Genomic DNA, 18,120 nt, shown 5'->3' with positions numbered 1-18,120 from the left:
AAGTCCCCAAATTTGCCCTAATCTGGAAGACAAATCGTAAGTGTGAGCTGGATTACCGGCGGGGGTTGTAGACGAATGGCAGAGCTCGAGCCGGACCAGGTGGCGGTGCCGCTGGACGATGTGGACCGGAACATCATCGCGGAGCTGACCCGGGACGGCCGGATGTCCGTCACGCAGGTGGCGGAGAACGTCCACATTTCCCGCGCCCACGCCTACACCCGGATCGCCCGGCTCACCGGCGAAGGCGTGTTGACCAAGTTCACGGCGCTGGTGGATCCGATCAAGGCCGGCCTCAAATCGTCCGCCTACGTCACGCTGAAGGTACGCCAGCATTCCTGGCGCGAGCTGCGCGAACTTCTGCGCGCTATCCCCGAGGTGCACCACATCGCCCTAGTGGGCGGGGACTTCGACGTCATCCTGCTGGTGCGCGCGGTGGACAATATCGACCTGCGCCGGGTGATCTTCGACCAGTTGCAGTCCATGCCGGGGGTTCTGGATACGCAGACGTTTCTGGTGTTTGAGGATTTGGATACGAGGTAGGCCAGTCATTGACCCGCATCTAGTGGCCTTCATACCGGCAATTTTCGATCGGTCGAAGGCACGATCCAAATCGTACGTATTTGCTTACAGCAACTGGGCGGGGGCACCGCGTTTCGGAGATCAAGGGGGCACGATGCCATACCCCAACGACGCAACGGGATTCATCGCGGGATACGCCGCAGAGCAGAGCCAAGTTAGCGGCGGGTACAATTACCCAGACCGCACGAATATTGCCGTTCTGGGGGCGCGCCAGTCGGCAGCCCCTGGGATTCCACACAGGGGGACCGGGTTTGAACTTACGCGATTACTTGCGCATTGCACGCCGAAACTGGATTGTGGTTGCGGCGTGCGCACTCGCTGGCCTGCTCACGGGCGGCAGTGTATCGATTCTGACTACGCCCACTTATACCGCGGAGACGCAGCTTTTTGTCGCCATTCAAAGCTCCGGTTCGGTTCAGGAGCTTCAACAAGGCAACACTTTCAGCCAGGCCCGTGTCCAGTCCTATGTCCGGACAGTCCAGACACCGGTAGTGCTTCAACCCGTCATCGACGCACTTGGCCTCCCCCTGACATCCGGGGAACTGGCAAAAAAGGTCGCGGCAACCACCGACCTCAACACAGTCCTGATCAACGTGTCGGTGTCCGATAGCTCACCAGCGCAAGCCGCAGCAATTGCGGAGGCGGTTGCAAACAGCCTCGTAAAGGCGGTTGACTCGTTGGAGAAGCCAAAGGTTGGAGGATCCTCTCCAGTGAGCCTATCCATAATTACGCCGGCAACGGCACCGCTCGTCCCGTCCGCCCCTAATACCCGAGTTGATCTCGTATTGGGTTTGATTGTTGGTCTCGCTCTCGGCATCGGCGCAGCGGTTCTGCGCACGGCCCTAGACAACAGGATTCGAGGCGAAGCTGATTTGCGCCGCGTTACAGAGGCTCCGCTTCTTGGCGGCATTTCGTTTGATCAGGATGCAACCCGGAAGCCCCTGCTGACCCAGGCGGCGCCACAGAGCCCACGAGCAGAATCATTCAGACAGCTCAGAACTAATCTGCAATTTGCAAACGTTTCTGGGAAGGCTAAGACAGTTCTTTTGACATCATCACTCCCAGGTGAGGGCAAGAGTACGACTGCCACTAACCTTGCGATAGCTCTGGCCCAAGCCGGCCAAACAGTCTGCCTCGTGGACGCTGACCTTCGCCGCCCAATGATCGGCGAATATCTTGGACTCGAGCGAGGAGCTGGACTCACGACGGCACTGGTTGGATCAGCCGACATAGCAGACTTGCTGCAACAATGGGGTGACAATGAGCTTTTTGTCTTGACCTCGGGCCAGATTCCGCCGAACCCTAGCGAACTGCTCGGCTCTAGTGAGATGAAACGCCTCCTCCTCCGGTTAGAGCAATCGTTCGATGCCGTGATCATTGATGCCCCTCCCCTGCTTCCGGTAACGGATGCCGCCGTCTTGTCACAGCACGTGGGTGGCGTTGTTCTTGTGGTGGGAGCACAGAAGACAAGACACCAAGACCTTGAAAAATCGCTCAACGCCCTAGCCATGGTGGGATCAAACCTTCTTGGCGTCGTCTTGAATAGGCTCCCACTCAAGGGGCCTGATGCGTACACCTATAGCTACTACAGCGCGGACCATTCGAAGTCGTCCGAGAAATCGAGACTCACCTCGAAAACGCCAAAGGAATACATAACCGTTTCTCCCCTTGCCGATTTTCCTGAAAGCGACTTCGATCGGACGTTGCTGGGTTCGGGTGAGGAGCGTGCTAGGTCCTTTCCAAACCATCGTTTCGGTCAGTTATAAGACCAGCCAGCCCATCCTCGTCAAAGATGCGTCGTGCGAGAGGAACATCCATGACCTCCATGCTTAGATTTGCCAGAGCCAGATTCTCCGCCGTGGAAATGACAGCGCTTCGATTAGCATCCTTCGTGCCGCTGCATCGATTGCGAGTTGCGGCCCTGAGAACCTTCGGTGCAAAAATCGACGCAAAAGCAGTGATCTACCATGGGTTTCAAGTCAGAAGCGCACGCAATCTAGTCATTGGCGCCAGAACTTCCGTTGGCGACGGTGCCGTGCTCGACGCCCGAGGGGGCCTAACACTGGGCGAAAATGTGAACCTCTCGACCCAAGTGATGATTTGGACAGCCCAGCACGACTGGCAGGCCGCCGACTTCGATTACGTCCAGGCTCCCGTGGTGGTCGGTAACCGCGTTTGGATAGGGCCGCGCGCCGTAATCTTGCCGGGGACCACAATAGGCGAAGGCGCGGTAATCGCTGCCGGAGCGATAGTGCGCGGAGCTGTAGCTCCTTTCACCCTAGTAGGAGGGGTACCTGCCAGGCACATAGCAGACCGACCCAGAAATCTCCGCTATGAGCTGCCCACGCCCTCCAAGAAATCCTGGTGGTGGTGAACTAGTGTTCTTTTCTCCCGAACGCGATTCCGCTCGAAAGCACCCGCGTCCAGGCGGCCTGCAGTGGCATCGATAGTTAGGACCCTCGGCGCTTCTGCCGGGGCTCGACTGCTCACCCTCCCGGTCACTGCCGCTGCAACTGTAGTTACCACGTACCTATTAGTAAAGGAACTCGGCGTAGAATCCTATGCCTATGTAGTACTAGTGGGGTCGCTTTTTCAGCTCGTACCATTCGCGGACTTAGGTCTGGGTGCAGCAATTGTGAATGCATCCTCCAGGAGACTGGAGAGTCGTGAACGGTCCGCAGCAGCTCTGGCAACGGCAAGCAAAACCCTCAGAACTCTGGCATTATCGGCGGCGATACTTGTAGGGCTGTCAATTCTAGTCGGGCTATCCGGAGCTTGGCCAACCCTTTTGGGGTTACCGAGCAACTTCGCCAAATCATCCGAATGGGCTATCGCCGTGGTACTGCTGCCCTTCGCGCTTTCAATCCCCTTTGGCATAGGTCAACGCATTCTGATCGGCGAAGGGCGTAATCACCTTGTTAACTACATCGGGATCCTAGGCCCATTAATCGCCACAGCAACGACCTATCTCCTACTCAGGATGAATGCCGATCCCCTTGTTCTTGGCATGGCGACGCCAACAGGCATTCTGTTTGTTTCGATCATTTGCTTCTTCACGGCTCTGAGAACAAGCCAGTGGCGCTTAAGGGACATACTTGTCAATCGCCGCACTAGACAAAAGCCGCGTCTTTGGGATTCCGCAATCCCCATGTTGGTTATCAGCATAACTGTTCCCCTGGGCATGCAAAGCGATCGCTTAGTCTTGGCGCATTTTTCGGAAGCCGCAGAGCTCTCAGAATATTCAGTGGCAGCTCAAATGTATGTTCCCTGCTTCTCGATTGTGTCAATGGCTGCCATTGCACTGTGGCCTATTTTTTCTCGATCAGGTTCGGCTTCGTCGGCTCTTTGGTCAAAAGCAATCAAGTCATTGGGTGTTGGCGGTTTCGTTCTAGCGGCAGTCTTTGTTGGACTTGTGGGTCCAGTATCGAATTTGATTACAGAAGGCAAATTAAGGGTTGATCTCGATTTGGCAATAGCCTTCGGCTCCTTGCTTATCGTGATGGCGTGTCATCAAGCGTCCGCCGTTCTTCTGACTTCTCCATTGCACCTTGCTTTCCAAGCAGCTTGCTCGACTGCAATGCTGGTGCTAAACATTGCTCTTTCCATCTATTTAGCGCCTATTCTGGGTGCCGGCGGCGTCGTATGGGCATCAGTAATAGCCGTCCTAATTGCACAATTTGTTCCGTGCGTAATCAAGGCCAGGCGCTTTATGGCGACTAGTGTTGAACCAGTGAAGGTGTTGATAAATGCGTCCCGCTAAAGTAGTTATTTATGACCCCAACTGGATTAATCCGTACGGAATTGAGCTAAGTTCAGTCATTGCGGAATGTGGCTACCTGGTTGATTTATGGTGTACCGCAAATAGAAAATTGGCTCCAACGGGAGTCAACCTTCAGTCTCGCCTTGCCCTTGGCCGACGAGACGCGGGAAACCTCGTGACTCTAGCGGCTCGGAGAGCGCTGGGCCCGCTGTTAGTCGCGCGTTCGACCCCCCAGAGAATACCGTTGGTTGTCGTCTGGACTCGAGACCCGTGGGACGCTTTTGTCTTTAGCGTCAGGGCGATTTTGGGGGGAAAGACGATTTTCATATACCATAATCCAAGCAGCGTTCGAGATCGCGGCGGTTGGGCTGGTTTGGCTGAACGTCTTCTGCTCCGAGTTTCAAATTTGTGTGTAGTCCACAGTGACCGCCTGGCGGCTGCCTCTGCAGCGTTCGCTCCAAAAGTCCGAGTTGCCGCCCATCCGCCCTACAAAGAAACCAGCAGAGGCAACAGGCCTCCGACCGGCGGGCTGCGAGAAAAATCGCCCCTGCCAATCGTTGCATTCGTGGGAGCCATGCGACGTGACAAGGGGGCCGACGAACTTGTACCAATTGCAGAGGGTGCAGGAGCGAGTTGGATTCTCCGCATATTGGGCCCAGATAACGTCTCCCCCACCGTGGCAGCACTCCTGGAAGAGAACGGCGTGATTTGCGAGCACATCGGCGCCGGATCGGGCCCCTCCGATGAAGAACTCTTGGCCGGGCTATCCGCCGCGGACCTCATGATGGCGCCATACAACTCAGTCACGGAGAGCGGATCGATTCATTTGGCTCTGAGCACTAATGTGCCCGTTCTTGGTTACGAATCAGAGGGCGTGCGTCACATCATCAATGCGGACAGCATGGCACCAAACGCCGAACGCTTTGGAAAATTACTGTCTCGCTACTTTGAAAAACCGTGGCCTACATTCACCCCCCAAGCGATAAACCTCCACCAAAAGTGCAAAATGGATTGGTTCCGTATACTAAATGAATCTATCTGACAGCGAAAACCCGATTCTATCCATCGTCATCGCGACCTACAATGCGTCGGAGTTCCTTCCCCGAACGCTAGAGTCCCTGAGCGTCCAGACTTTAATAGATTCGCCGAGTGTTGAAGTGGTGGTGGTAGATGGTGCTTCCACGGACCAGACGCTTAAGCAGGTCGCAGATTATGAATTCATCAGGAGAGTGTCTTCAGAACGCGATAACGGAATTTATCATGCAATGAACAAGGGTGCCCTCATGGCGTCGGGCCGTTGGCTACAGTTCCTAAACGCCGGAGACTCCTTTACGGATTCATCAGGCTTAGAGGAAGTGCTTAGAGCCCTGAAACGAGCAGATTCCGCAGCTGTACCTTGGGTAATATCAGGGGCACAAAACCTCGGGGGTGCCACTGGCATCACTAGGCGGATTCCCAGCGTGCCACATGTATGGTGGCGCCACGCCTACGGACTTCAGCCGCATTGCCATCAGGCAACGTGGTTTAGAAGGTCTACCTTCGTCGAGTCTGGTTCTCACGCGCTCAAATTCAGCACCGCGGATGATTTTGACGTAATCTTGCGGTTCGGCTTGCTGGCTTCACCTATCGTGATCAACAGAACAATTATTGATTATTTGGGTGGCGGCATATCCGAACGAACGTCTAGACTCGTTCCATCGCTACAGCATCAAGTACGTGCCGACAGGTTCCAGTTAGGCCCGGTCGGGCGCGCATTGGATAAACAGGCTGGCCAAGCGATCAATGCATGGAACTCATTTCGCAAATTTGCCGGAAAATTAAGGTCCTCCCTTCGCTAGCGGCGATCTAGTGACAGTGCTGCCTGACTATTCCGTCCACTCGGCCGCGGTGGTGGCTCATGACCGGCGGCTCCGGATCATCGTAGAAACCGATCAGCCACCGGGCTGCCCCAGTTGCGCTGTCGTGGGGACGCGGCGGAAAGAACGGCGATTCCAACGGATCCGGGATATCCGGCTCTTCAAGGACACTAACCTCCAAGGACACTCCGCAGCCCTGACGTCCCGGACACGGTGGACCCGACCTGCCTGGGCCCGGGACGAGATCAGGCCGCAGTCAGGGCAGGCACCTTCTCTGTCGACCAGCACCGTCCGCCGCACCCGCAGGCCCGGCGGAGAGCACAACGAAACCCTTCAATTTGAACAGAATCGACGCGGCATCGCACGTCTGTGCAATCTCTAACAAGGCTCGTAGTCCTAAGCAAGAGATGCTTCGACAACACCTATGCTCGCAGGGCCACGGGCCCCTTCATTTGAAGGACACCAGCTAAAAGTTGATGAGCTGGCATCAGCCACAAACGCACCGGGCCCTCGGGCCTGAGACCAACGGCAAGGTCGGACTCTTCAACCGCATCCTCCTGGAGCAATGGGCCTACGCCCGGACGCACACCTCAAAATCGGAACGCCCGAGCCTGTTACCAGCACATCATCGATGATTACAATCACCGCTGGCCCAAATCGCGCTCAAAGATGCCTCGCCCGCCAACTGTGTCAGTAACCACCCTGGTAATACAGCTGGACCTCCCTACTTTCTCTATTCCGCCATCGCATCAGTCGCGTTCTCGCCTCGGGCGGAATGATACGTCGAAAGTAGTTGACGACCGATTGCAGCCTGATCAAAACGGACCCGGGCGAACGCCTTAGCTGTTCCGGAGTCTTCTGTCGTTCGCCACGGACTAGTCACAATTCGATGGACAGCCTCCGCGACGGCAGGGGGATCACGATCCGGCACTACGATCCCAAGGTGGTTGTCCTCGATTTCGGTCGCAAGGGCAGCCGATTGGGTGACAACAACCGGAATTTCTCTTGCCAGCGCTGCGACCAGCACATTGCCCCACGGCTCATTTTCTGAGGTGAGGACAAAAACTCCAGCGGTATCCAGAATCGCTTCTATCGACGACGCGGGAACTGCACCCCTATAGGTAAGTCCGGGGGTAGAGGCCGCCGCAGAAATTACTGCGGCCGCGTCGCCTTGGTCGGGGCCAACCACCTCGTACTCTTCTTCCCACCCTCTGGAGTTGGCGATCTGCCGAGCTTCTACGAAATCGCTGACTCGTTTTCGCGGTTCTAGTCTCGCAATGAATAACGCCTTGGACGACCCTGTGGGCGCCTGACCCACCCCGGCCACGTATGGCAGCGGGTTTCCGATCACGTCTATCATCGTGCGTTGGGTGACGCCGGCCCACTCTTCGAGCTGGGCCTCCTCAACTCGGGTAAGAGCAATAGCTCGTCCCGCCATGCGAAACATGGGCCGGGCGATGAGATCGACCAACTGATGCAGCCGGCTCGTTCGGGACGTAAGCATGCCATGAGGCTGGACAACTAAAGGTCGGCGAAGCACTATGGCCACGCCCGCGGTTATGAGCGGAACTAGTTCCCTGGCAAAGCTGACGTGAATAAGATCAGCGCGCCGCACTTGACGGAATATCTCAGCAACCATCGACCACGAGATGCAGCTGAAGAATCCAGTCTTCGCCCCCAGCCGATACACTTTGCGCCCAACCAAATCGAAGTCAAGATCGACCATGTTGGGAAAGTCATCGCGCAGATGACCCGCCAGAACGGTTACCTGGATGTCTTCAACTTTAGTCATGAGGCGGGCCTGGCTGACGGACGTGTCAAAAGGGCCACCGTATTTGCCCGTGGCACTGGCCAAGGTGACAACGCGAAGTATTTTCAAACTCAAGCTCCATCGTGCATGAATATAGTAATATTTGCCATCAGAACCGTCGCTGCTCCGTCACGCACACGGCAACTCAACGCCGGCGGCTAGCTGCGCACTCAATGTGCTGGCTGGAAGCAGCGCGCCGTGCATTAGAACCTCTGCGTCGAGACGCCTGCCGACCCGCTACTTACCTCATTCGCCGGAATGTCTTTATCAACAACTGTCATAGGACGAACTATGGCGGACTTTCCGACTCTGCGTCCCCCCAAGACTATGCACCTTGATGTTATCCATGCGCCGTCGTCGATGTGGATTGGACTAGTCACCAGGCCCATATCCGTGCGATGACGATGGCTTCCGGTCGTAAGCATGGCCTCCTGTGAAATGACTACGTTTGAACCGACGTAAACGTGGTCCTGATTGTGAAACCACACGCCCTCGCCGATCCAACAGTTGTCTCCTATGTGCAGCTTCCACGGGAATTTGACCCTAGTCCGAGGACGAAAAACAACCCCGTTACCGATTTCCGCTCCGAACGATTTCAGAACACGCACCCTCAGGCCGGAGCTTATCTGCCAGGGGTTTGAGACGAACAGAAGCTCCATGATCCCCCAGAGGTAGATCAACGCAGCCGGGCGGTCCCAAGCGCCGCGCTCGCCTGGCGCCATGCTCAGATCAATTACGGGGATTTCAAGATTTGAACGCGCTGTTGGATGCATTCGGAGGTCCTCCAGTGAGCCGAGAGTTGCCTGAACGACTATTGTTGCACCTGTGAGTCGACCAAATTTGCGAATAACCATCCTAGGGCTGAACTACGCCCCCGAACCTACAGGCAACGCACCTTATACCACGAGTTTGGCAGAAGGGTTGGCAGGGGCTGGTCACTCGGTCCATGTCGTCACCGGGTACCCTCACTATCCGGAGTGGGAATTGAAAGAGGGCTACACCGGCTGGGATCGCGCTGAAGTAATTAATGGAGTAGCTGTGAAGCGGCTCCGACACCATATACCACGTAAGGCGTCGACTCTCGGACGCATCCACATGGAACTGAGCTTTGGACTCCGCTTGCTCTTCGCTCGCTGGAATAACCCGGACGTCGTACTCGTCGTGAGCCCGGCCCTGTTCGCGAGTGCTGTGGCAATTCTCCGCGTAAGGCTTTGGCCCAAGAGGCCTGCGGTCGGCATTTGGATTCAAGACTTGTACAGCCGGGGCATCATCGAAACCGGCACCGGCAACGGACGTCTTGCAAGCTTCGCTTCATCCCTGGAGTCACTGATACTCCGGTCCGCAGACGCCGTTGCGGCCATCCACGACAGGTTTAAAGCTCACATGGTAAGCGAATTGGGCGTACCTGCTGAAAATGTCAAGGTCATCCGGAATTGGACTCATCTGCCAGCGTCCCCTCAATCTGGACTCAATGAAATGCGCTCGAGGCTTGGCTGGGCAACTACGGACATAGTCGTTCTTCATGCGGGCAACATGGGCAAGAAGCAGGGCTTGGAAAACATTGTTGAAGCGGCCCGCATCGCGGAAGCCCGCGGGAGCAGGGTCCGCTTCGTCCTAATGGGCGACGGCAATCAACGACAGCGCCTTGAACGCATCGCCGACGGCGTTTCCAAAGTCACCTTCGTAGACCCGCTGCCAGGAACTGATTTCCAACTCGCACTCGCTGCTGCTGATTTCTTACTTGTGAATGAGCTTCCCGGCGTAAAGGATATGGCGGTGCCCAGCAAGCTAACTTCATATTTCAACGCTGGCACTCCCGTGATAGCGGCAACAGACGAGGGCAGTGTCACGGCGTTCGAGATCGAAAGCTCCGGAGGCGGCATCAGAATTGATGCTGTCGATCCCGGTGCGCTCGTGGAGACTGCTGAGGCTTTGGCTTCAGATCCTGCTATGGCGCTGCAGTTGGCCCAAAATGGCCTCCGCTTCAGGCAGGAAACATTGTCCGAAGCATCTGCCGTTGCACACTATGATAATTTCATCACGAATCTGGCATCGTCGCGCGGTCGATAGACCGGGCGATTCCTTTTTTGACGCACAATCTTCCTTTGGGGGTACCTTGACTAAGCGCGCACTTATTACCGGCATTACAGGGCAGGACGGTTCGTATCTGGCCGAGCTCTTGCTTTCCAAGGGGTACGAGGTTCACGGCCTCATCCGTCGGGCCTCGACCTTCAACACTGCCCGCGTGGATCACCTCTACGTTGATCCGCACGATCCGAAGGCCAAACTGTTCCTTCACTATGGCGACCTTAGCGACGGCGCGCGCCTAGTCACTCTGCTCGCGGAGATCAAGCCGGATGAGGTCTACAACTTGGCGGCCCAATCTCACGTGCGAGTCTCATTTGATGAACCCGAGCACACGGCCGACACCACGGGAGTGGGAACCATCCGCCTTCTCGAGGCTGTCCGTATGTCGGGCATCGAGACCAAGTTCTACCAAGCCTCCTCCTCGGAAATGTTCGGCGCTACGCCGCCCCCACAGAACGAGGACACTCCTTTCTATCCGCGTTCTCCCTACGGTGCTGCGAAGGTTTACAGCTACTGGATCACCAAGAACTATCGAGAAGCGTACGGAATGTTCGCGGTGAACGGGATCCTTTTCAATCACGAATCGCCGCGCCGTGGTGAAACGTTCGTGACCCGCAAGATTACGCGCGCAGTGGCAGCCATCAAAGCAGGGAAGCAAGATCTTCTCTATATGGGCAACCTCGACGCAGTTCGCGACTGGGGTTATGCCGCCGAGTACGTCGAAGGCATGTGGCGCATGCTCCAAGCGGACGAGCCCGACGATTTTGTGCTGGCCACAGGCGGCAACTACACCGTTCGTGACTTTCTCCAGATATCATTCGAACACGCCGGCCTCAATTGGGAGAACCACGTGCGCTTCGATGAGCGTTACCTTCGCCCGACAGAAGTTGATGCCTTGGTGGGAGACGCTTCAAAGGCCCAAGAAAAACTTGGCTGGAAGGCCTCCGTTCATACACCTGAACTTGCTCGAATCATGGTCGACGCCGACATCGAGGCCCTCAAGCACGCAGGGAATCATTGGATCGACACTGTGAAACTTGACAGTTGGAAGAACTGATGACCACGGAGTTCAATTTCGTTCCAGGCAAGCTGGACCGGGCTGCACCTTTCTACGTTGCCGGTCACCGTGGACTTGTTGGTTCGGCAATATGGCGAAACCTTGAAACTGAGGGCTTCACGAACCGCATCGGCCGATCGTCCACGGAACTTGATTTGAAGGACCGGGGGGCAGTGTTCCGGTTCTTTGCCGAGACAAGGCCTCGCTATGCGGTCCTGGCGGCGGCCAAGGTTGGAGGCATCCTGGCCAACAACACCTACCCAGTGGACTTCCTCAGCGAGAACCTCCGCATCCAGGTTAATGTTCTCGACGCTGCCGTCGAATACGGGGTTGAACGCCTCCTGTTCCTAGGGTCCTCATGCATTTACCCCAAATTCGCGGAACAGCCCATTCGGGAAGACTCACTCTTGACTGGACACTTGGAGCCGACGAACGACGCCTACGCCATTGCCAAGATCGCCGGAATCATGCAAATCCAGGCTGTCCGCCGCCAGTATGGGTTGCCGTGGATTTCGGCAATGCCAACGAATCTCTACGGCCCTGGAGACAACTTTTCCCCAGAGGGTTCACACGTCCTCCCCGCGCTAATCCGTAGGTACGACGAAGCGGCACGATCTGGGGCGGTAAGTGTCAGCAATTGGGGAACTGGATCGCCTAGGCGCGAATTCCTCCACGTCGACGACATGGCGGCCGCGTGCTTACACCTGATGGAGAACTATGACGGACCGTCACAGGTCAACGTCGGGACGGGCTCTGACGTCACCATCAAGGAACTGGCATCACTTGTGGCTGAAGCTGTGGGCTATCAGGGCGAAATGCAATGGGACACCTCCAAGCCCGACGGAACACCGCGCAAGCTCCTCGACGTTTCCAAGCTGACGGAGGCCGGCTGGTCTGCATCGATCGGGCTCGAACAGGGAATTCGCTCAACGGTCGACTGGTATCGACAGAACCTGGCATCCGTTCGGCGATAGCCGCAGTCGTCCGTCGCCGCCTAGCCGCGGCAATCTAGTTATTGAAGTGGGGGAATCTGATGCCTGCGGGCAGAGATTGGCGTACTCGATCTTCCCGGCGTTTGGGGGTGGTCGATGCATTCGTCGTTGTTTGGGCGGTGGTCGGAGCCTTCATTATCCGATTTGGCGTGGAACCAGACTTCGTTGTTGCCGGGCAAGAATTCAACTACGCGTGGCTGTCAGTCGCGCTGGCCGTAGTATGGTGGTCCATGCTTGGTGCATGGAACAGCAGGCAGCCGCGGGTTCTAGGTGCTGGGCCCGATGAGTACAAGCGGGTCGCAGCAGCCTCCCTATGGCTTTTCGGACTCATCGCCATTGTCTCCTACGTCCTCCGCGTTGACACCGCACGAGGATACGTTGGAGTCGCTCTTCCTGTTGGGCTCGTTGGGCTGCTTCTTGGCCGCTGGCTAATTAGACAGCACCTCAATATCAACCGTAAGCGTGGCCTCAGCATGTCGCGACTGCTCATCTTGGGTGGTCCCAGTGCTGTCGCACATTTAGCGGCGTCACTCGAACGCGCAAGGCACGCCGGCTATCTGCCCATCGCGGCATACACACCGGGAGCACACGCGGAACCTGCCATTGAACCGGAGTCCGGGTTGCCTGTCCTGGGATACAAGCCTGATGCGCCTTCGATTATAGAGGCAATTGATGTCTGCGGTGCAGACGCCGTCGCGGTGTCCGCCGGCGTTCAACTCCATCCTCAAACGCTGCGGCACCTTGGCTGGGAGCTGGCGGCCCGCAATATCGGATTGATCATGGCTCCGGCACTAACGGACATTGCGGGGCCGCGGATTCACACTCAACAGGTTGCGGGGCTACCGCTGATCCATGTGACGACGCCTACACTTGACGGAGGTCAAGGCGTCGCAAAGCGACTGTTTGACGTCCTTGTCTCAACCCTTCTGATCATCATCTCCTCCCCAGTCATGGCAGGCGTAGCGATACTTGTGAAGATCGAGAGCCAGGGTCCCGCGCTCTTCAAACAAGAGCGAGTTGGGATGGAGGGGGAACATTTCGAAATGCTGAAGTTCCGATCCATGGTGGTTGACGCGGAGCAGCAGCTGACGGAACTTGCCCAACACAGTGACGGGAACGGTCTCCTCTTCAAGATGAAGAATGATCCACGGGTCACCCGCGTTGGGAAATTCATCAGGAAATTCAGCTTGGACGAGCTTCCCCAACTGTTCAATATCTTCGCGGGCTCCATGAGCTTGGTCGGTCCTCGTCCCCCGTTGCCCTCTGAAGTGGCAGCTTATGAGCACGACGTTCGCCGGAGGCTCCTTGTTAAGCCTGGCCTCACGGGTCTTTGGCAGGTTAGCGGGCGGTCCAATCTATCGTGGCAGGACTCGGTCAGGCTCGATTTGTACTACGTGGAAAACTGGTCGCTCGCCGGGGATCTCATGATCTTGCTGAAGACCTTTCGCGCCGTTTTTCGCGGCGCAGGCGCCTACTAACGCCGTCACTAGACAAACGCCATTCAAAGGCTAAGGAACGAACAATGCGAATATCTGTAATCGGCTGTGTCCACCTAGTCTGTGGGCATCCGTAGGCGATGGCTGACACCCATGAAGAGCCCGAGGGCGGCAACGGCCATCTCGAGGAGAAGAGGCAGGGAAAGCAGAGACAAGCCCGAAAAGTGCCGCGCTGGCCGCGTCATTACATCATCCTTTCCTCATCCCTGGCGCTCACAGCGGTGCTGGGAGTGACGGCGGCGGCGTGGCTCGGCTCCAGGGCCGTGATCGTCAAGTCCGAGCTCGAAGCCACAGCCCAACTAGTTCCAGTTCTCAAGGGCAACATTGCTAGCAACAAGCCGCAAGAGGCACTTGCCACGGCGACACAGCTCCGCTCCCGCACAGCCGCAGCACGCGCGGCAACAGGAGACCCACTGTGGTCCTTGGCCTCTGCGATTCCGTGGCTAGGACCAAATTTCAGCGCCATCACTGAAGTCGCACGGTCAGCAGACGATGTGGCCACGTTGGGCGTGGACCCGCTCGTGAAAGTTTTCGAGTCCCTCAATTGGGACAGTCTGCTGCCGAGCAGCGGAGGCACGAATCTGGAGCCCCTACGACAAGCTTCTCCAAACGTGTCGTCCGCCGCCCACGCGGTGCGTTCGTCAGCCGAGCGAGTCAACGGCATCGACGCTAGCAGTTTGCTCCCCCAAGTGGCGGAGCCCCTGGCGCGCGCCCGCGAACAGTTCAGGGGCGTCACCGATGCGTTGGATGCAGCTGCTAGTGCCGCAAAGGTGGTCCCAAGCATGCTGGGGTCAGACGGCCAGCGCAGCTACTTGCTGATGATTCAGAACAACGCGGAGACGCGCGCCTCCGGAGGCATTCCGGGGGCCTTGGCGGTCTTGACATTCGATGACGGCAAGCTGACGCTCGGGGCCCAAGGGAGTGCCTCAGGGCTCGGGCTGTTCTCCCCAAGTATCCCTGTGGATCCCGAGCAGGCGCAGATCTACTCGACACGGCTGGGGGAGTACATGCATGACGTCAACCTCACCCCCGACTTCCCCACTGCAGCTACCACAGCGCAGGCCATGTGGGAGAAAAAGACCGGGCAGCACGTGGACGGTGTCCTCTCCATCGATCCTGTGGCGCTGGGCTACATCCTGGATGCAACCGGCCCCGTTCGGATGACGGGCCCCGAACTGAATGTTGCAGCCAAAGACGGACTCCCGACCGAACTGACGGGTAAGAATGTTGTGCAGACCCTGCTCTCAGACGTCTACGCTAAGATCGAACGCCCTGAACTTCAGGACGCCTATTTCGCCGGAGTATCCAAGGAAATCTTTGGAGCCCTCTCCAGCGGAAAGGGAGAAGCCAAAGGCTTGATCAAAGGCATCACCCGTGGAGCAGCAGAAGGCCGCATTCTCATATGGTCCGGCACGGCCGCGGAACAGACTATTATCGCGAACTATCCGCTCAGCGGATCAATTGCCGGCAAGAGTGTCGCCCCTGCGCAGTTCGGCGTCTACTTCAACGACGGCACCGGAGCCAAAATGGACTACTACGTCAAGCGGACCGTTCAACTTGTAGAGGAATGTACCGGTAACGACTACGGGCAGGTCAAGGTGCGCATCACCAGCACCAATACGGCCCCCGCGGACGCAGCAACGTCACTACCTGCGTACGTCACTGGTGGCGGCAGTTACGGCGTGCCAGCCGGGACAGTCCAGACCAACGTGATCGCCTACGGACCGGCTCAAGCCAACGTGGAAACAGCCGCCGTGGACGGTACGAAGACTGATTTCGCCGCCCACCGCCATGAAGATAGACCCGTCGGAACAGTCACTGTCACACTGGCCCCAGGTCAGAGCAGCACGGTAGAACTCACCTTCGGCAAAATTGTCCAGCACACTGAACCTAACTTGGTTGTCACACCCACTGTTCAAGCTGTCAAAGACGTTGTCATGGCCACGAAGCCGGCTGAATGCGTTCCCGGCAAGTAGACACCGCGTTAACAGTATGTAAAGCGACTTGATTCACTTTGGTAACACGCGTTGCAGATGCTAGTGTCTGCATGGGCTTATCAAATGAGATTTCAACCTGCTGCCACTCGGGGGACTGGAAATCTCCACATCGCGTGATATTCGTAGTTACGGTCTCAGGGGGACACATGAAAAAAACACTTGCAGCAATCACACTTGCGGGCTCCATCGCACTCATCGGCGCAATTCCGGCCGTCGCAGCGGATCACTACCCCGCGCCGCCCGCAAACGCCGCCGTTTCTGACGGCGTTGTTGGGCCGGGCTCCCAGTTCGTCTTCCGGGGCCACGGCTTCAAGGCCGGCGAAGGCCTGGTCATCAAGGTCACGCCCGGGACCAAGCCTGCATCGACTGGTGCAAGCGTCAACGGCCGCGGCATGGGCGTTTCCGGCAAGATCACGCTGCCGCTGGCACCGCAGCAGCACTCCGCCAATGCAGATGGCAGTGGCGCCTTCGCCCTCCCGATCAGCATCAGCGAGACGGGGGTCTACACGCTCACCGCGACCGGCTTGGAGTCCGGCGTTACTGCCAGCGCTAGCATCACGGTTGAAGGCGCCGCAGTAGCGGCCGCTTCGACCACGACTTCGACATCCACCTCCGCTTCCACGAGCGGCCTGGCCAACACCGGCGCTGATTCCAACCTCATGATCTGGTCCTTGGTTGGAGCAGGCGCACTGGCCGCCGGCGTCACCTCCGTCGTGGTGGTTCGGCGCCGCGCGAAGGCTGACGCCACCGCCTAAGCATTCGCACATCGCACATCGCACACTAACGATGGTGGTGTGTTTCATTGGGAAACCGGTGAAACACGCCATCATCTGCTTTAAGACACGCCTTGGTGGTCCTGTTATGGCCTGCCGTGGTATTTACTTGAGCTATGGGGAGACCTACGGCTATGGGGAGACATTGGCGCACGAGAAGGAGATGGCAGTCGGACTTTTCCATACCGTGGCCATCGAAACAAACACTCCCCTACGTCCTCCTGGCGCTCCTGGCAGCCGCGGCATTTGGAGTGGCGGCCCTAGCCGTCCTGAAAACCTCCTAGGACGATTTTGAGGACGCTGGGAGGGGCCCGGCTCTGGCAGGGAGTCTTGGGCGGAGCATTTATCCTGCTGGCGCTCATCGGATTTTGGCCCAGCCCCGTGGACAAGCCCGTTCAGGGAGACATTGCCGGGGCTCTGCTTTTGCTCCATGCAGTCGGAATTCCGAGATGGATCAACTACGCGTTCGTGGAGGCCTCCGCGAACGTGGTGCTATTTATCCCCGTGGGCATTGCGGCCACCTTGGCCTTTCCCGGCAGGAAATGGTGGCAAAACGCGGCCCTGGGGCTGCTGGCCTCCGCGTGCATGGAACTGGGCCAGTTGTTGTTCCTCAGCAGCCGCTTCGCCAGCCTTCTGGATGTTGCTACAAACACCGCAGGCTGCGTGGCCGGGACACTGATGGCAGCCGCCATGCTCAGCGCCGTAAAAGAACGACAGGCCCGGCGCCTGTCAGCGCCGGGCCTGTCGAAGCCTTATTTCTAAGATTGCCGCCTAGTTTACGAATTCCTTCAACCAAGACTTCAGCTCTTCGCCGAATTCCACCCGCTCCGACGCGATGGATATGACCGCCTTCAGGTAGCTGAGCTTGTCCCCGGTGTCGTAGCGGCGCCCACGGAAGACCACACCGTAGACGCCGCCGCCCTCGCAATCGGACACGGCCAGAGTCTGGAGGGCATCCGTCAGCTGGATCTCCCCGCCGCGGCCCGGTCCCGTTTCCTCCAGGACATCGAAGACCTCGGGGTGGAGCACATACCGCCCGATCACGGCAAGGTTGGATGGAGCGTCCTCCACCGATGGCTTTTCTACGAGGCGGTTCACCCGGAAGTAGTCCTCGCCTTCCACCGCGGAGATGTCCGCGCAGCCATAGGCGCTGATCTGGGACGGATCCACTTCAATCAAAGCGATCACCGAGCCGCCGGTCCTGGCCTGGACGTCGATCATAGTGCTCAGGAGCTCGTCGCGCTCGTCGATGAGGTCATCGCCCAGCAGCACGGCAAACGGCTCGTCCCCCACGTGCTGGCGGGCGCACAGGACGGCGTGGCCCAAGCCCTTAGGATCGCCCTGACGGACGTAGTGCAGCGGCCCGAGGTTGGAGGCACGCTGTATGGCCTGCAAACGGTCCAGGTCGCCCTTGAGTTCCAGCGTCTGTTCCAGGACCGGGGCACGGTCAAAGTGGTCCTCCAGCGCCCGCTTCTGGCGGCCGGTGATCATCAGGAGATCGGTCAGGCCCGCATTGACGGCCTCTTCCACCACATATTGGATTGCCGGCTGGTCAACCACCGGCAGCATTTCCTTCGGCATTGCCTTAGTGGCCGGCAGGAAGCGTGTCCCCAATCCGGCAGCAGGAATGACGGCTTTTCTTACGGATTTCCCCAAAGTCATAGCTGCACCATACAAATTTATGGAACAACGTGGCAATCGTGACCCGGAGG

The 18,120-nt window shown here is 57.7% G+C and carries 15 protein-coding genes and 1 pseudogene; 14 read left to right on the top strand and 2 right to left on the bottom strand.

What is annotated here, in order from left to right:
• Nucleotides 1–75 precede the first annotated feature (75 nt).
• From BLR03_RS07130 to BLR03_RS24860, 7 genes and pseudogenes are all read left to right on the top strand, one after another.
• Entirely contained in the window at nucleotides 76–540 is a 465-nt protein-coding gene (locus BLR03_RS07130; protein ID WP_091251190.1) for an Lrp/AsnC family transcriptional regulator, read from the top strand.
• Between the two features lie 290 nt (nucleotides 541–830).
• The gene (locus BLR03_RS07125) at nucleotides 831–2,345 is read left to right on the top strand and encodes a tyrosine-protein kinase domain-containing protein (RefSeq protein WP_091251189.1); all 1,515 of its coding nucleotides are present in this window, start codon (nucleotides 831–833) and stop codon (nucleotides 2,343–2,345) included.
• Between the two features lie 26 nt (nucleotides 2,346–2,371).
• Nucleotides 2,372–2,953 (top strand): acyltransferase, encoded by a 582-nt coding sequence (locus BLR03_RS25275; RefSeq protein ID WP_368086949.1) that lies wholly within the window; start codon nucleotides 2,372–2,374, stop codon nucleotides 2,951–2,953.
• Between the two features lie 462 nt (nucleotides 2,954–3,415).
• Complete coding sequence (locus BLR03_RS23895) at nucleotides 3,416–4,339, top strand: MATE family efflux transporter (RefSeq protein WP_254788247.1); 924 nt, start codon at nucleotides 3,416–3,418, stop codon at nucleotides 4,337–4,339.
• Nucleotides 4,340–5,015: 676 nt separating this feature from the next.
• Nucleotides 5,016–5,381, top strand: a complete 366-nt coding sequence (locus BLR03_RS23890) for a hypothetical protein (RefSeq protein WP_139184476.1) — start codon at nucleotides 5,016–5,018, stop codon at nucleotides 5,379–5,381.
• Nucleotides 5,368–6,177 carry a glycosyltransferase gene (locus BLR03_RS07115; RefSeq protein WP_091251188.1) on the top strand — a complete coding sequence of 270 codons (810 nt, stop codon included), beginning with the start codon at nucleotides 5,368–5,370 and terminating at the stop codon, nucleotides 6,175–6,177. The genes BLR03_RS23890 and BLR03_RS07115 overlap by 14 nt, the downstream gene beginning before the upstream one ends.
• Nucleotides 6,178–6,698: 521 nt before the next feature.
• Nucleotides 6,699–6,800, top strand: a pseudogene (locus tag BLR03_RS24860) (IS481 family transposase); the annotation flags it as partial.
• A gap of 128 nt (nucleotides 6,801–6,928) precedes the next feature.
• Here the strand turns inward: BLR03_RS24860 and BLR03_RS07110 are convergent.
• Nucleotides 6,929–7,987 (bottom strand): glycosyltransferase family 4 protein, encoded by a 1,059-nt coding sequence (locus BLR03_RS07110; protein ID WP_139184475.1) that lies wholly within the window; start codon nucleotides 7,985–7,987, stop codon nucleotides 6,929–6,931.
• Nucleotides 7,988–8,830: 843 nt separating this feature from the next.
• Here BLR03_RS07110 and BLR03_RS07100 point away from each other — a divergent pair.
• The 7 genes from BLR03_RS07100 to BLR03_RS07070 all read left to right on the top strand — a co-directional run bounded on the left by BLR03_RS07100 (nucleotide 8,831) and on the right by BLR03_RS07070 (nucleotide 17,170).
• On the top strand, nucleotides 8,831–10,075 hold the full coding sequence (locus tag BLR03_RS07100; RefSeq protein WP_254788244.1) for a glycosyltransferase: 1,245 nt from the start codon (nucleotides 8,831–8,833) through the stop codon (nucleotides 10,073–10,075).
• Between the two features lie 46 nt (nucleotides 10,076–10,121).
• Nucleotides 10,122–11,150, top strand: a complete 1,029-nt coding sequence (gene gmd, locus BLR03_RS07095; protein ID WP_091251183.1) for a GDP-mannose 4,6-dehydratase — start codon at nucleotides 10,122–10,124, stop codon at nucleotides 11,148–11,150.
• Nucleotides 11,150–12,124, top strand: a complete 975-nt coding sequence (locus tag BLR03_RS07090; protein WP_091251182.1) for a GDP-L-fucose synthase family protein — start codon at nucleotides 11,150–11,152, stop codon at nucleotides 12,122–12,124. Before gmd ends, BLR03_RS07090 begins: the two co-directional genes overlap by 1 nt.
• Nucleotides 12,125–12,183: 59 nt before the next feature.
• Entirely contained in the window at nucleotides 12,184–13,620 is a 1,437-nt protein-coding gene (locus BLR03_RS07085; RefSeq protein WP_091251180.1) for a sugar transferase, read from the top strand.
• A gap of 98 nt (nucleotides 13,621–13,718) precedes the next feature.
• Nucleotides 13,719–15,614, top strand: a complete 1,896-nt coding sequence (locus BLR03_RS07080) for a DUF4012 domain-containing protein (protein WP_091251179.1) — start codon at nucleotides 13,719–13,721, stop codon at nucleotides 15,612–15,614.
• A gap of 167 nt (nucleotides 15,615–15,781) precedes the next feature.
• A complete protein-coding gene (locus BLR03_RS07075; protein WP_091251177.1) occupies nucleotides 15,782–16,390 on the top strand; it encodes an LPXTG cell wall anchor domain-containing protein in 609 nt (202 codons plus the stop codon).
• A 348-nt stretch (nucleotides 16,391–16,738) separates the two neighbouring features.
• Complete coding sequence (locus tag BLR03_RS07070) at nucleotides 16,739–17,170, top strand: VanZ family protein (RefSeq protein WP_254788242.1); 432 nt, start codon at nucleotides 16,739–16,741, stop codon at nucleotides 17,168–17,170.
• Nucleotides 17,171–17,179: 9 nt separating this feature from the next.
• Here BLR03_RS07070 and galU read toward each other — a convergent pair whose 3' ends face one another.
• Nucleotides 17,180–18,070 (bottom strand): UTP--glucose-1-phosphate uridylyltransferase GalU, encoded by an 891-nt coding sequence (galU, locus tag BLR03_RS07065; protein ID WP_091251174.1) that lies wholly within the window; start codon nucleotides 18,068–18,070, stop codon nucleotides 17,180–17,182.
• Nucleotides 18,071–18,120 lie beyond the last annotated feature (50 nt).

The organism is Arthrobacter sp. ok909 (assembly GCF_900104405.1).
Lineage (GTDB): Bacteria > Actinomycetota > Actinomycetes > Actinomycetales > Micrococcaceae > Arthrobacter > Arthrobacter humicola.
The sequence above is the reverse complement of the archived record's forward strand: the minus strand, read 5'-3'. Positions and strand labels throughout refer to the sequence as shown.

What these genes read in the sequence shown, in the direction of transcription:
- BLR03_RS07075 (WP_091251177.1), top strand. Translation starts at nt 15,782, where the DNA reads ATGAAAAAAACACTTGCAGCAATCACACTTGCGGGCTCCATCGCACTC.
- BLR03_RS07090 (WP_091251182.1), top strand. Translation starts at nt 11,150, where the DNA reads ATGACCACGGAGTTCAATTTCGTTCCAGGCAAGCTGGACCGGGCTGCA.
- galU (WP_091251174.1), bottom strand. Translation starts at nt 18,070, where the DNA reads ATGACTTTGGGGAAATCCGTAAGAAAAGCCGTCATTCCTGCTGCCGGA.
- BLR03_RS25275 (WP_368086949.1), top strand. Translation starts at nt 2,372, where the DNA reads ATGCGTCGTGCGAGAGGAACATCCATGACCTCCATGCTTAGATTTGCC.
- BLR03_RS07085 (WP_091251180.1), top strand. Translation starts at nt 12,184, where the DNA reads ATGCCTGCGGGCAGAGATTGGCGTACTCGATCTTCCCGGCGTTTGGGG.
- BLR03_RS07110 (WP_139184475.1), bottom strand. Translation starts at nt 7,987, where the DNA reads ATGACTAAAGTTGAAGACATCCAGGTAACCGTTCTGGCGGGTCATCTG.
- BLR03_RS07115 (WP_091251188.1), top strand. Translation starts at nt 5,368, where the DNA reads ATGAATCTATCTGACAGCGAAAACCCGATTCTATCCATCGTCATCGCG.
- BLR03_RS07080 (WP_091251179.1), top strand. Translation starts at nt 13,719, where the DNA reads ATGGCTGACACCCATGAAGAGCCCGAGGGCGGCAACGGCCATCTCGAG.
- BLR03_RS07130 (WP_091251190.1), top strand. Translation starts at nt 76, where the DNA reads ATGGCAGAGCTCGAGCCGGACCAGGTGGCGGTGCCGCTGGACGATGTG.